This is a genomic window from Bacillus sp. ISL-77, assembly GCF_018613105.1.
The window spans coordinates 60,604-75,035 of the sequence record NZ_JAGGQY010000011.1; the positions used below are offsets into that span (position 1 = coordinate 60,604).

Genomic DNA, 14,432 nt, shown 5'->3' on the forward strand with positions numbered 1-14,432 from the left:
GATAAATAGTTCGTATTTATTGTTGACGAGACAAAAATAGTCTGATATATTTACAAATGTTGAGTAAAATGACTTTGGAGGTAATTGGACAATGGATACGAGATATGATGTGATAGTAGTGGGTGCTGGCCCTGCAGGGATATTTGCCTGCTATGAACTGACACTAAAAATGCCGAACGCAAAGGTTCTATTAGTGGATAAAGGACATGATATTTATCGGAGAAATTGCCCGATTTTACAAAAGAAAATTGAGAAATGTCCACCGGCAGCTGGGAGAAAAGAATTTGCTGGGTGTCTTCCTGCATGTTCGATTACAAATGGTTTTGGTGGAGCAGGTGCTTATTCGGACGGAAAGTTTAATATCACAAGTGAATTTGGCGGCTGGATGACAGATTATCTTCCGGATTCTCAGGTAGTTGAGTTAATTCGTTATGTTGATGAAATCAACTTACAGCATGGTGCAACCACGAGCATTACTGACCCATTAACAGATGAAGTAAAAAACATCGAACGCCGCGGTTATGCTGCTGGATTAAAGTTGTTACGTGCACAGGTACGCCATCTAGGGACTGAACAAAATCTTGAAATCATGAAAAGTATCTACGAATACTTAAAGACAAAGATTGAAATGTCTTATAAAACAGAAGTTGTGGATTTAATAACTGAAAAAACAACAGATGGGCTTGTGGTGAAAGGAATTAATCTAAAAGGGGACCAAAATATTTATGCGGATAAGGTGGTCATTACACCAGGCCGAGATGGCTCTAAATGGCTTTCTGGTATCTTAAAATCGCGCAGATTACACATGATAAGTAACCAAGTAGATATAGGTGTTCGTGTTGAAACATCCAATATTGTCATGCAGGAAATCAATGAGCATTTGTATGAAGGGAAATTTATTTTTAATACATCGGTTGGGACAACTGTACGAACATTTTGCAGTAACCCATCTGGGCATGTGGTGGTTGAAAATCATTCCGGGATTATGCTTGCCAACGGACATGCCTATAAAGATCCGAAACTTGGCAGTCCGAACACAAACTTTGCCTTACTTGTTTCCCATACGTTTTCAGATCCATTTGATAAGCCGAATGAGTATGCACATGAAATTTCCCGCTTAGCAAACAGCCTTTCAAATGGCGGACTAATCGTCCAAAAATACGGAGATATTTTAAAGGGCAGAAGATCTACTGCAAAAAGGGTTAAGGAAGGTTTCCTTGAGCCGACATTAAAAGAGGCTGTCCCCGGTGATCTTGGGTTAGTTCTTCCCTATAATACATTAAAAAGCTTAATAGAAATGACCGAGGCGTTGAATCAGGTGACACCAGGACTTGCTTCAGAGCATACCTTGTTCTACGGTGTTGAGGCTAAGTTCTATTCGGCGCGACCACGCTTAAACGACCGTTTTGAATCGGAAATCAGCGGACTTTATGTCGGTGGCGATGGAGCGGGGATTACCCGTGGTCTTGCACAAGCAAGTGCATGCGGCGTCTGGATTGCTCGAGACATTATAAAAAAAGCAAAAACTGAACGAACACAGGAAACCATTCTTGTCTAACCCGCAAATTTTTGCGGGTTATTTTTTTTGGAGTGTGCGAAACTTGCAAATACTTTTTATATTTGTCCGCATGAAGGCCCCATGAGGACAAGAAAGGCCTAATTCTTCAGATAGCTGTCCGCATGAACTGCATCATGAGGGGGATTTTTACTCCTCCACTTAATGCCTTACCCAATCGTTACTTTTTCTTTCGGGTAGTTGAACTTTTCCTTGCTGCCTTTGCCTCTTAAGATAAGTAAACAGGTAACAATGCCTACTCTTCCAATAAACATCAGGATAATGATGAGTATTTGTCCAAAGGTAGTAAGTCGTGGTGTTAAGCCCAATGATAATCCATTGGTGCCAAAAGCAGAAGATACTTCGAAAATAACCTCTATCACAGTGCCATGTTCTGTAATCGATAGGATTAAAATGGAGAACAAACATAAAAATGCTCCGGTCGCGATCACGATAAATGATTTAAGGACATCCTCACTTAGCAGTTCACGTCTAAAGATTTTGATCGAGCTTTTTCCTTGTGCGTAAAATATGATCGCTAAAATAACGATGGCAAACGTGGTGGTTCGTATGCCCCCGCTCGCACTACTCGGTGAACCGCCAATAAACATTAATATCGACAGGAAAAGTTGGTTACTCGGAGTAAAATCATTGATATCCATTGTTGCTAATCCAGCACTTTTAGTTGTTACGGAATTAAATAAAGAGTAGAAAAAGGATTCATGCCAATTTTTATCAGAAAAAAAGTGTTGACTATCAAAACAGTAAATCAAAAATGCACCTACTATGGTAAGGAGGACAAACGTTATCGTGGTTAACTTAGTATATAAGGTGAAATGAAATTTCTTCCTTCGATTTAGGTTTAAAAAGAATTCAAAAACCTCAACCATCACGGGAAAGCCAATTGCCCCAACAATCATCAACAAAATTATTATCGTCTGAACAAAATAATCCTCACTATATGGACTGAGTGACGCATCCGTCAGATCGAATCCCGCATTGGTAGTGGCGCTGATGGATGAAAAAAATCCATGTTTAAAAGCAGACAATGGGCTTTCGAAATAGTTTAAAAAGCGAATCCCTAAGATAATTCCCCCCACAAATTCAAACGAAATAAAGATAATCAGGATCCGTTTTGCCAGCTGGACCAAACCAGCCAAGTTGGATTGATTTTGATCAATCATAATCAGTTGTCTTTCTTTTAAGCCTACTTTTTTACCCAGCATAATCCATAGGAATGTACTTAAGGACATAACCCCTAAGCCTCCCAATTGCAGAATTAAGCATAAGAGAAAGATTCCAAAGTTACTAAAGGTATCCTTAATTGAAATGACACTTAAACCGGTTACACTGATCGCACTAGCAGAGGTAAACATCGCATCAATAAAACTTAGCGAAACATTTGGACGGTGAGCCATTGGGATTTTTAATAAAAGAGTAGAAACGATTAATGCGGATAAATAAAAAATAACGATTAATTGAATGGTTGAAATATCTTTCGTTTTTAACTTTATTTTTTTTATTGTGTTCATAGGATCCTTTCCTTCTGTAATTCTAAAAGTAATTTTATATTAATCATCTTGAAAAGTAAAAGTTCATACAATTTCTATAAGGCCTGCCTAATTTAATAAGGAAGTGTTTCCATATGGATCATTCGTTTCTAATAAAGCCAATACTCGATGACATTTACCCTGTGATTGACTACGGCAAAGGAATTTATTTATTTGATATGGATGGAAAAAGGTATTTAGATGCTGCTTCCGGCGCTGTAACTGCCAATATTGGTCATGGTGTAACAGAGATTATTGAAGCAATGGATGAACAAGCAAAAAAAGTTTCGTTTGTGTATCGATCACAATTTACGAGTGAAGCTGCTGAAAATTTAGCGAAAAAAATTGCAAACATGCTGTCAGGAGATCTCAATTGGTGTTTTTTCGTTAACAGCGGTTCTGAAGCAACTGAAACGGCCATGAAAATGGCGATTCAATATTGGCAGGAAAAGGGTGTTCAAACGAAAACCAAGGTTTTATCAAGATGGGTAAGCTACCACGGGATTACCCTAGGTGCGCTTTCGATGTCAGGTCATACAGGGAGGAGAGCAAGATTTGTTCCACTTTTAGAGGATTTCCCTGTCATTAATCCCCCGTATTGCTACCGTTGCCCTTATAACCTCGAGGCACCTAACTGTGGCTATTTATGTGCCCATGAATTAGAAACAGCTATTAAGCGGATTGGCGCCGAACAAATCGCCGCTTTTATCGCAGAACCCGTCATCGGAGCTGCAGGCGGAGCAATTGCCCCGCCAAAAGATTACTACAAGGTCATAAAGAAAATCTGTGAGGATTATGACATTCTTTTTATCGCTGATGAAGTCATGACTGGGTGTGGCAGGACTGGCACAATGCTTGCGAGTGAACAGTGGGGAATCAATCCTGATATTGTCGCATTAGGAAAAGGGATGGGTGCAGGCTACGCACCGATTGCAGCTGCTATTGCAACCGAAAAAGTCATCGAGCCGATAATGGCAGGAACAAAGGTGGTCATGAGCGGACATACCTTAAGTGCCAATCCACAGGCTTGTGCAACTGCCTTAGCTGTTCTCGAATATTTAGAACAAAACAATATTATGCAGGAGGTTGAAAGTAAAGGTGCCTATTTAAGAGCACAACTTGAAGGATTAAAACCACTTTTCACGTTTATTGGTGATATCCGCGGCAAAGGGCTGTTACTGGGAATAGAGTTTGTCCAACAAGTAGAATCCAAAACACCCTACCCTAGAAACGCCCAGATTACACAAAGGATTGTAGCTCTTGCAAAGGAAAAAGGACTGCTTGTTTATCCAGCTGGTGCTGGCATTGATGGGATAAACGGAGACTCTATTATTATTTCTCCTCCTCTTACTATCACTCAAAAAGAAATGGAGGAATTGGTCCACTTATTAAAAGAAACATTTGAAGATCTTTCTAACCAATTGAATGAAGGGAAGGGGTGATGTAAATGGAAAATCCATTCAGAAAAATTACAACCTTAGCAGCTGTTATGGAATATTTTCATGACGGAATGACATTGATGTTTGGCGGGTTTGGCGGGGTCGGCTCTCCACCGGCATTAATCGAAGGTATTCTTGAAAAAGGAGTTCGTAATATTACTTTGATTGGGAACGACACGGGATTCCCGCAAATTGGCATAGGGAAATTAGTCAGTCAACAAAGGGCAGCGAAAGTAATTGCTTCTCATATTGGCTCCAATCCCTTTGCTGGACAGTTCATGCATGAGGGAAAGCTGGAGGTAGAGTTTTCACCGCAGGGAATATTAGCAGAAAGAATACGTGCGGGAGGTGTTGGCCTGCCAGCGATATTGTCAGATATCGGTACAGACAATGAAATGGTTACGAAAAACAAACCATTTTTTACTCTAGGAGATAAGAAGTTTCTTGTTGAAACAGCTTTAACGGCTGAGGTGTCGATTGTTTATGCGAAAAAGGCAGATGAGTATGGGAATTTAATTTATGACAAAAGTGCCCGCAATACAAATCCGCTCGTTGCTATGGCAGGGGATATCACGATAGCAGAAGTAGAGGAAATTGTCCCGCTTGGTAGTCTTGACCCCGATGCCATCATTACGCCAGGAGTGTTTGTAGATTATGTCATTCCATCTAAGGGGGTGAATTGGAAATGGGCATGGCAGTAGATATGAGAAATCAAATGGCTAAAAGGGCTGCAGAGGAAATTCAAACGGGAATGGTTGTCAACCTTGGAATTGGGATTCCATCGCTCGTTCCGAACCATCTATCAACCGAGACAAATGTGATGTTTCACGCTGAAAACGGCATTACCGGCATGGGACCTACCCCAGTAAAGGGAGAAGAAGATGAAAACTTATGTAATGCAGGAGGTTTTCCAGTCACGCTAAACAAGGGCGGATCTTATTGTGATAGTGGAATCTCTTTTGGAATGATTCGCCGGGGCAGAGTGGATATAACGATTTTAGGATCGCTAGAGGTCAGTAAAAAGGGCGACCTTGCTAACTGGATAGTCCCAGGAAAGAAGGTTCCAGGGATGGGCGGAGCGATGGAACTTGCTCAAAAAGCTAAGAAAGTCATTGTTGTCATGAATCATTGTGATAAACAAGGTAGACCCAAAATTGTCACATCATGCACGTTACCATTAACATCATCAGCCTGTGTCGATTTAATTATCACTGATCTAGCTGTTTTCAGTGTATCTGAAGAAGGTTTACTATTAACAGAATTGTTTGCGCCCTACAGTTTAGAAACTGTTGTCAACAAAACCGGGTGCGAATTTAAGATACGGGAAACTGTTCGTATGATTCCGTATTAAGCTGAATCATTTCTAAAAGGAGTGAATTGTTTGGACAATAATGAAATGCGCATAAAACAATGGATAAAAGAGAATCGAGCGCGAGGGGCAAGACTTTTACAAATTCTCGTCCGAGAAAACAGCACTCGGGGAAACGAAAGTAGTACCCAGGCGATTATAATTGAAAAATGCAGACAGTTAGGATTAACACTCGATATTTGGGAAATCGGTGGTGATGAATTAAAATCCCACTCTGCTTATTGTTGTGACCGTCAGAACTTCGGCGGGAATCCTAACCTAGTAGCTGTGTTAAAAGGTACAGGCGGCGGCAAATCGATGATTTTAAATGGTCATATTGACGTGGTCCCAGTTGGGGATGAATTAAGCTGGAAACATGACCCATTTAGCGGGACTATTGAGTGTGGCAAGCTTTATGGAAGAGGCGCGACGGATATGAAGGGTGGGAATGCTGCCCTGATAATGGCGATTGAGTCCTTAATTGCAAATGGTATTAAACTAAAAGGGGATGTTATTTTTCAAAGTGTCATTGAAGAAGAAAGCGGCGGAGCTGGTACCCTAGCAGCCGTTCTTAGAGGTTACCATGCGGATGGGGCAATTATTCCAGAACCGACCAATTTGAAGATATTCCCGAAGCAGCAGGGCTCAATGTGGTTCAGAATTACCGTAAAAGGCAGAGCAGCCCATGGAGGAACCAGGTATAAAGGTGTAAGCGCAATTGAAAAAGCACTAGTAGTCATTCAAAGATTACAACAGTTAGAGAACGATAGAAATGCTAGGATTACTGACCCTCTCTTTGAAAAAATCCCCATTCCTATTCCAATTAATATCGGAAAGCTTTCAAGCGGCGAATGGCCTTCTTCGGTGCCTGACACCGCAACTATTGAGGGGAGAATGGGAGTTTCTCCGGAAGAAACGATTCAATCAGCACAACTTGAAATGGAAGCTTGCTTGAGAGAAATAAGTGAAAATGATGAGTGGCTCAGGGAAAATCCTCTTAAGATAGAATGGTTTGGCGGCAGGTGGCTGCCAGGAAGTCTTGAAAATGACCATCCATTAATGAATGAATTGACAAAGAGTTTTATAGAAGTAAAGGGTAGTAGTCCTATCATCGAGGCAAGCCCTTGGGGAACAGACGGCGGTATCCTTTCTAATATTGGTAATACTCCCGTGGTCATTTTCGGACCTGGGATAACAGAAACAGCACATGACGCCAATGAGCATATTGTTCTCGAAGATATGTTTATCGCAAGTGAGATTATTGCCCTTACTTTATTAAAATGGTGTGAGGCGGCAGAGTAGACATCAGATTTTTTCCATTTATTGATCAAAAGAATTGCTATAATTGATTTATACCGACCTAGTGGGAATGTCTGGCTAATCTAGGCCAGACATTTTTTTGAGAATGCTAGAGAAATTATCATTTACCGATGGGGTGAACTCGATGAATCAAACGGCATCCACTATTTTTCTAGAGGAAAACGGCTATTTCCTTGAAATATATCTTGATCCATTTAATAAACGTATTCGTGTGGATGATTATCGTGGAAATACAAAATTGCTAATTGAGCGAGCGGAAGAGCTCGCAGCAAAGCACAAGGCTGAAAAGTTAATTGTCAAAGTCAGAAGTGAAGACTTTCTTAGTTTCTTGGAAAAGGGTCTTCAGCCAGAGGCTGTTGTTGATCGCTATTTTCTTGGCTCAGATGCCCATTTTTTTTCAAAGTATTACACGCCAGACCGGAAGAAAAATGATCATTGGGTGACCGAAGACGGGATGGTCAATAGTATATATCAATTAGATACGTCCATTCAGAAAGGATATCCACCAAAGGAATATGAATTACGAAAGGTCGACGAGAGCAGTGCTGTGGAACTTGCGGTACTATACAGGCAAGTGTTTCAAATTTACCCAACCCCTTTGCATAAACCGGAATATATAAAAAAGACCATCAAGGATGGGACCATCTATTACGCTTTTTTCCTTCAAGGAAAAATAGTCAGTGCAGCTTCAGCCGAAGTGAATTCTTTTTATAAAAATGCAGAATTAACGGATTGTGCAACATTATCTGAACATCGGAAATATGGGCTTATGAAAATTATTCTTCAGGAACTTGAAGGTGAGTTGAAAAGGAAGGGAATCTTTTGTGCCTATTCGATTGCTAGATCGTTATCCTTTGGGATGAATGCTGTTTTATTTCAGCTGGGATATTCGTATCGGGGCAGGCTGATGAATAATTGCTTTATCTATGACAAGCTTGAAAATATGAATATGTGGGTAAAGAATCTGGCAAACTGCTAAAATTTCGGCTTACCGTGCCAATTTTTCGGCACCTTGTTAAATTGGAAGGATGGGCAGGTGAATCAAATGGTTCAGTTAACCGCTTTAACGCAAGAAGTTCTGACAGCCATACTAAAAGGGATTGATGAAGGAATTCATGTGGTCAATACTGAGGGAAAGACAATTTTTTATAATGAAGTGGCAGCAAAGCACGATGGGATGGAAATGAAGGAAGTGCAGGGAAAGCATTTAATTGACGCATTTCCCTCCCTAACGGAAGAGTCCAGTACTTTGCTAAAAGTAGTTAAAACGGGAAAGCCGATCTACAACCAAACACAGGTTTATATGAATTTGCATGGGACAAGAATTGATACCATCAATACAACCCTGCCAATCTTTCTCGGGGAAGAAATTATTGGCGCGGTTGAAATAGCGAAAGATTATTCCCGAATGAAACTACTTGCTGAACGACTATTAGATTTACAAAAGGGTTTAAAGAAAAGCAGTAAAAAGAAGGTAAACAGGCAAGTAAACTATACATTAAACGATCTATTGACGGTTAATCCACCCTTTCAGAGCATCAAAAATGAGGCTAAGAAACTGGCGAAATCGGATTCCCCTATTCTCGTCTACGGCGAGTCTGGAACAGGGAAAGAATTATTTGTTCAAGGAGTGCATCATGAATCCCTTCGCTCATCTGAACCGTTTATTGCTCAAAATTGTGCTGCCATCCCTGAAACACTGTTAGAAAGTATCCTGTTTGGCACGGCTAAAGGAAGCTATACGGGGGCATTGGACCGCAAAGGGTTATTTGAATTTGCAGATGGCGGAACGCTATTCCTTGATGAATTACATACGATGCCAATAGAACTTCAAGCGAAGTTATTACGGGTTTTGGAGGATGGAATGGTAAGAAGAGTGGGAAGTTCGCATAGTGTTTCTGTGAATGTGCGCGTAATTGCAGCCATGAATGTCAATCCAAGCAAGGCCCTTCAAGAGCAAACGCTTCGTGCGGACCTTTACTACCGATTAAATGTATTTACCTTTTCGCTCATCCCTTTAAGAGAAAGAAAAGAAGATATTCTTTTTTTAGCAGATCATTTTATCAAGGAATTTAATCAAAAACTCTATAAAAATATTAGCGGATATGAGAAGAAGCTTGAGCTATTCTTTATGAATTATCCATGGCCTGGTAACGTAAGGGAACTGAAACATACGATTGAATACATGATGAATGTGTGTGAAGAAAAGCAGTTGAAGTATAACGATTTACCAAACATGTTAAGACATCTTCCAAGCACAACCACAACTAATAATGTAGAAATGGAAAGTCTATCATTAAGGAAAAATATTGAAACATTAGAGAAGGATCTAATTTTGAATGCCCTTGAATTATCTGAAGGGAACATTAACCAAGCAGCGAAGCTTTTAGAGATTCCTAGGCAAACCTTACAATATAAACTGAAAAAAATAATAGACTAAGCTGCCGAGTTTTCGGCTTTTTTTTTTGCAAAAAACTAAAAGAGTAAGTTCTAAGCCTTTTTATGACATTGGCACATATCTTGCATATTATTTTAGTGAAGCAAGATGGGAGGAACTTACAGTGAAACAATTTTTATATAAACCACTAAGGGATTGGAAAGATATAGAACTTTGGAAAGATGTTACTTCAGTGCAGTGGAACGATTGGCTTTGGCAACTAACGAATACGATCCGTACGTTAGATGATTTAAAAAAGGTGATCCATTTAACTCCAGATGAAGAGGAGGGTGTAAGAATTTCTACAAAAACCATCCCCTTAAATATTACACCATATTATGCTTCCTTAATGAACCCTGATGATCCACGTTGTCCGATCAGAATGCAGTCTGTGCCTATTTCGAAGGAGATTTATAAAACTAAATATGATCTGGAGGACCCATTATATGAGGATGAAGATTCACCTGTCCCTGGGTTAACGCACCGCTATCCAGACCGGGTCCTCTTTCTTGTTACCAATCAGTGTTCGATGTATTGCCGCTACTGTACAAGGCGACGTTTTTCAGGGCAAATAGGCATGGGTGTTCCGAAGAAGCAGCTTGATGCAGCTATTTCATATATCAGGCAAACCCCTCAGGTAAGAGATGTATTAATTTCTGGCGGGGACGGCCTGCTGATTAATGATAATATTTTGGAATATATCCTTAAAAACCTGAGGGAAATTGATCATGTTGAAATTATCCGGATTGGGACAAGAGCACCTGTTGTGTTCCCGCAGCGAATTACCGAAAACCTTTGTAATATCTTGAAAAAATATCATCCAATTTGGCTGAACACTCATTTTAATACTTCGATCGAAATTACCGAGGACTCAAAAAGGGCTTGCGAAATGCTTGCCAATGCCGGTGTTCCAGTTGGTAACCAATCTGTGATCCTTGCAGGACTCAATGACAGTGTGCCAATCATGAAAAAACTAATGCATGATCTTGTCAAAATTCGCGTCCGGCCTTACTACATTTATCAATGTGACTTATCTGAAGGGATTGGTCATTTCAGGGCACCTGTTTCCAAAGGACTTGAAATTATCGAGGGGCTTCGCGGACATACTTCTGGCTATGCCGTACCGACCTTTGTCGTCGATGCACCAGGTGGAGGGGGTAAAATTGCCCTTCAGCCGAATTACTTGATCTCGCAAAGTCCAGAGAAAGTGGTCCTTCGGAATTTTGAAGGCGTAATCACCTCATACCCAGAGCCAGAAAATTATGTGCCTGGAAGGGCAGAGGGTTATTTTCAAGAGGTTTACCCTGATATGGAAGCGAAAAGGTCTCTTACAGGAATCTCAGGTATTATGAATGATCAACACTTTAACCTTGTTCCAGAGGGATTAACAAGGTTAAATCGCCGTAAGGATTATTACCAAGACCCGGCACACACGACGTTAAAGGATAAGCGCAGCAAACGGGATGAATTAAAGGATAAGAAATTTAAAGCATTGTCTCAAAAAGAAGCAGGTAGTCAGGAAACAAAAACGGATGGAACATCAGCCGAGACGTTGAAGGAATAGGAGGAGTGTAATTGGAAACCGTATGTGAATGGTGTTCAAGCACAAATGTAGAAAGAATAACCACTTCAGTTTTTTGGGAGCTTCCAGATGGGACGCGAGCGATTGAAATCTCGGAAACCCCCACCTTTTCCTGCACTGATTGTGCAATGATTTATCAAAGCGAACCAATTGTAAAAGAAATAGAGAATCAGTTGTATTTAATTGATTGTAAACTGATTGGAAAAGTGGTCAGCTTCGAAGAGTTAATGGCGGTTCCAAGGTTATTAAAGAAAAATTACTTTGACTTTTCATCATAATAAAAGCAGCCTCAATTGTAGGCTGCTTTTATGCTTTATGGTATTTCTAAACGCTGGACGCTTACCTTAGTATCCGTTATAGTATTTCATAAGAAATACATATAGAGTGAATCTGGATGAGGAAGGCGTTTATATATGATTAAATCATTTTATCATTTTTTAATGAAATATAGGCATCCTGCTCCAAAGGATGCTATTAGTGACTTTGCCAATCATGCCTATTTAGATCATAGTTTTCCGAAAACTTCCGAGGACTATCATGAGTTAAGTTCTTATCTAGAACTGAATGGTCAATACTTAGAATCAATGTCCGTTTTTGATGAGGCATGGCAGCAATATTTGATTACTGAAAGCAAAATATAGAACAATGTGATCGTCTCAGAAATGAGGCGATTTTTTCATTTTACAATTCACATGCGCTTTTATTTAAACGGCGCATATACTATTGTAATCAAAATTCACGACTTATTATTGAGAGGATGGGAGGAAATGGGAAATAGAAAAAAACCGAAGTATAAGATCGGTGATACGGTCGTGATTACAATCTATGGAACAGTTGGCAAGGTAACAGATGTAAAGTGGCTAGACGGGAAGTATGTATATGAAGTAAACAAAAGTGACGGATTATTCATTGAATCCGCCTTACAATTACTATCAGAATTCGATGGCGTTGTAATGGAACAAGAACAAATTGACATCGAATATAGTTTTTTCTTCGGCGATTTAGTTCAAGTAAGCGGTTATGGTGCAGACTTGTTTAAAGTTGTAGGCTTCCGTACAGAAATTTGGCGCTATAAAGAAGATGCCTGGGAAGATGTCATTTATGAGCTATCAAGGGTAAGTGATGGTGAATGGCTTGAAGCTGGTGAAGAAGAATTGACACTTGTTGCAGATGCTGAAAATGCTGACACATTTATTCAAAAACTGGGTCTCCTATACTTAGTGAATAAGCAGGAAAAGGCAGTCGATAATCCAAAAGTCCAGAACATTATTAGAAAAGCAGAATTCGAAGAAATTGAACGCAAAAAGGAAAAAAAGGAATTAATTGACAACTTATTGGACATATTTAATGATTACCGGATTTTATATGAAATGTTTCAGGATCAGGAATATTATCAAGTAATGCGTGTGATTCTTAGGAAATTAGAAAGTCTTGTCAGTAACGATGGCAAGAGTCACGTCTAAGAAAGAAGCTACCACCTCGAAATTTCAAATAGTAAATAAACAACAAACGGGATACCAGCCCATTTAATAAGAAAAAACATAACATCTAGAATCTTCTCAAATGTTTGGAGGGTGAGGCCATCCTCCCGATTAACATCATTTATCCATGCCTCTAATTTTAATTGTAAATTTAACATCATATCACCTCAGGGAAAGTTCTTTTCATTCATCCTATGCTTGTCCAATCCAAAAAAGACTTATCTCTTATTGAAATTTAAAGGGTTAATAAATCCTCGTTCACTTTGGAAATGGATATTCAGTTAGGTCCTAAAAGTAAATAGCATGAAAAGGCCATGTACATCATACATTCTCTAAAAAGGGGGCGATGCTATGAGAGAAATTGAAGTATTTATTGATACTGAAGAGATTGCCGAATTTTTCTTTCATGAGCTTGTAAAAAGGGGATACGTTCCTAGTGAAGAAGAATTAGAGGAAATTGCAGACATAACTTTCGAATATTTAATTGAGAAGAGTATTATCGACGAAGAAGAAGAGGATGAATAAAAAATTAATTAATCAAATAGAAGGAAATAGTCTTTTCCTTTTAATATAGATTAATACAGAAGACGAGCATTCGGTGCTCGCTTTTTGTTGTTCTCGTTAAAAAAACCTTTAGCCAAAGTACATTGGATCATCATATTTAATAAATTTCGCTAATCATGAAACCTTTATTTTTTCTAAACGTATGAATGTTTACGAAGCTAAGGAGGGGAAAGAATTGTTAAAAAAAATCCTTAAATTAATTTTCAAAAGTAAGCTTCACAATCACCATCATTATAGCTCTTCAAGTGATGCCTGGAAGAGAAGAAATCATTATAAGCACAACAACCTAGGACATCATCATTATAAAAAGAAGTATAAAAGTAGAAGTTTTTTTAGCAGCTAGCAAGGTGCCCTTCTCATGATAAAAAGAATTGCATTCCTATTTTCCAATTTATTTGAACAACTGTTCCCAAATGATAAGCTCATCGCTGATCGATACAAGGTCATTAGACATCTCGGAGCAGGTGGTTACGGTCATAGTTACTTGGTATATGATCTGGAATCAAAGCAAAAAAAGGTTCTAAAAGCCTTGCGACTCCATAAAAGATTAACGCAATCAGGTCGAATTGACTTTGAATATGAGAAAGAACTGTTAAGTTCGATTGAACATCCTGGTTTTCCAAGATATTTTGAGGGTGGTACCTTTAACAACATTCCTTTTTACACAATGGAATTTATTGAGGGGATGAACTTTGAACAGCTTATTTTTGCTGAAGGAAAGAAAGTCTCTGAAAAAGAAGCTTTTCAAATCGTCTATGAATTACTAAATCCGATTGAATATCTGCACAATCATAAAATAATCCACAGAGATATCCGAATCCCAAATGTCATTTCGGATGGTGCTAAGATTAGGCTAATTGATTTAGGGTTAGGAAGACATCTTAATCTTGAAACAGCAGTTCAGACAACAAAGGAAAACAATATCCGTAAAGAGGTTAACTGCCAAGCGGATTTTTATGGATTGGGACATTTCCTATTGTTTTTGCTGTATTCAAATTTTACTTTTCCACAACACAAACAGGAAAAAAGCTGGGAAGAGGAATTGGAAATTTCGAATCAGGCCAAACACATAATTAGAAAGCTCTTACAGATTGAACCAGCATATGAAAACTGTGCCCAAATAAGAGCTGAAATAATAAATTTGTACTTAATCTAG

At 39.2% G+C, this 14,432-nt stretch carries 14 protein-coding genes; 13 read left to right on the forward strand and 1 reads right to left on the reverse strand.

The window, feature by feature from the left end; translation table 11 throughout:
* The first annotated feature begins 91 nt into the window (after positions 1-91).
* On the forward strand, positions 92-1,558 hold the full coding sequence (locus J7E77_RS03945; RefSeq protein WP_214712524.1) for an NAD(P)/FAD-dependent oxidoreductase: 1,467 nt from the start codon (positions 92-94) through the stop codon (positions 1,556-1,558).
* 167 nt (positions 1,559-1,725) lie between these two features.
* Here J7E77_RS03945 and J7E77_RS03950 read toward each other — a convergent pair whose 3' ends face one another.
* Positions 1,726-3,078, reverse strand: a complete 1,353-nt coding sequence (locus tag J7E77_RS03950; RefSeq protein WP_374102944.1) for a TrkH family potassium uptake protein — start codon at positions 3,076-3,078, stop codon at positions 1,726-1,728.
* 122 nt (positions 3,079-3,200) lie between these two features.
* Between J7E77_RS03950 and J7E77_RS03955 the strand changes: the two genes are divergently transcribed.
* From J7E77_RS03955 to J7E77_RS04010, 12 genes are all read left to right on the forward strand, one after another.
* A complete protein-coding gene (locus J7E77_RS03955) occupies positions 3,201-4,547 on the forward strand; it encodes an aspartate aminotransferase family protein (protein WP_214712527.1) in 1,347 nt (448 codons plus the stop codon).
* Positions 4,548-4,552: 5 nt separating this feature from the next.
* Entirely contained in the window at positions 4,553-5,245 is a 693-nt protein-coding gene (locus J7E77_RS03960; protein ID WP_214712529.1) for a CoA transferase subunit A, read from the forward strand.
* Complete coding sequence (locus J7E77_RS03965) at positions 5,230-5,895, forward strand: 3-oxoacid CoA-transferase subunit B (RefSeq protein ID WP_214712531.1); 666 nt, start codon at positions 5,230-5,232, stop codon at positions 5,893-5,895. The genes J7E77_RS03960 and J7E77_RS03965 overlap by 16 nt, the downstream gene beginning before the upstream one ends.
* A 45-nt stretch (positions 5,896-5,940) precedes the next feature.
* Complete coding sequence (locus J7E77_RS03970; RefSeq protein WP_214712629.1) at positions 5,941-7,194, forward strand: peptidase; 1,254 nt, start codon at positions 5,941-5,943, stop codon at positions 7,192-7,194.
* A 142-nt stretch (positions 7,195-7,336) separates the two neighbouring features.
* Positions 7,337-8,191 (forward strand): putative beta-lysine N-acetyltransferase, encoded by an 855-nt coding sequence (gene ablB / locus J7E77_RS03975; RefSeq protein WP_214712532.1) that lies wholly within the window; start codon positions 7,337-7,339, stop codon positions 8,189-8,191.
* A gap of 66 nt (positions 8,192-8,257) precedes the next feature.
* Positions 8,258-9,652 (forward strand): sigma-54 interaction domain-containing protein, encoded by a 1,395-nt coding sequence (locus J7E77_RS03980; protein ID WP_214712637.1) that lies wholly within the window; start codon positions 8,258-8,260, stop codon positions 9,650-9,652.
* A gap of 121 nt (positions 9,653-9,773) precedes the next feature.
* A complete protein-coding gene (kamA, locus tag J7E77_RS03985) occupies positions 9,774-11,213 on the forward strand; it encodes a lysine 2,3-aminomutase (protein WP_214712534.1) in 1,440 nt (479 codons plus the stop codon).
* An 11-nt stretch (positions 11,214-11,224) separates the two neighbouring features.
* Positions 11,225-11,509, forward strand: a complete 285-nt coding sequence (locus J7E77_RS03990) for a YokU family protein (protein ID WP_214712535.1) — start codon at positions 11,225-11,227, stop codon at positions 11,507-11,509.
* 138 nt (positions 11,510-11,647) lie between these two features.
* Positions 11,648-11,872 carry a YozE family protein gene (locus J7E77_RS03995; RefSeq protein ID WP_210427180.1) on the forward strand — a complete coding sequence of 75 codons (225 nt, stop codon included), beginning with the start codon at positions 11,648-11,650 and terminating at the stop codon, positions 11,870-11,872.
* Between the two features lie 126 nt (positions 11,873-11,998).
* Positions 11,999-12,694: a hypothetical protein gene (locus J7E77_RS04000; protein ID WP_088088670.1), complete on the forward strand. Its 696-nt coding sequence runs from the start codon at positions 11,999-12,001 to the stop codon at positions 12,692-12,694.
* Between the two features lie 369 nt (positions 12,695-13,063).
* Complete coding sequence (locus tag J7E77_RS04005) at positions 13,064-13,237, forward strand: YozD family protein (RefSeq protein WP_066256754.1); 174 nt, start codon at positions 13,064-13,066, stop codon at positions 13,235-13,237.
* Between the two features lie 397 nt (positions 13,238-13,634).
* Positions 13,635-14,432, forward strand: coding sequence for a serine/threonine protein kinase (locus tag J7E77_RS04010; protein ID WP_214712537.1), 798 nt, complete (start codon positions 13,635-13,637; stop codon positions 14,430-14,432).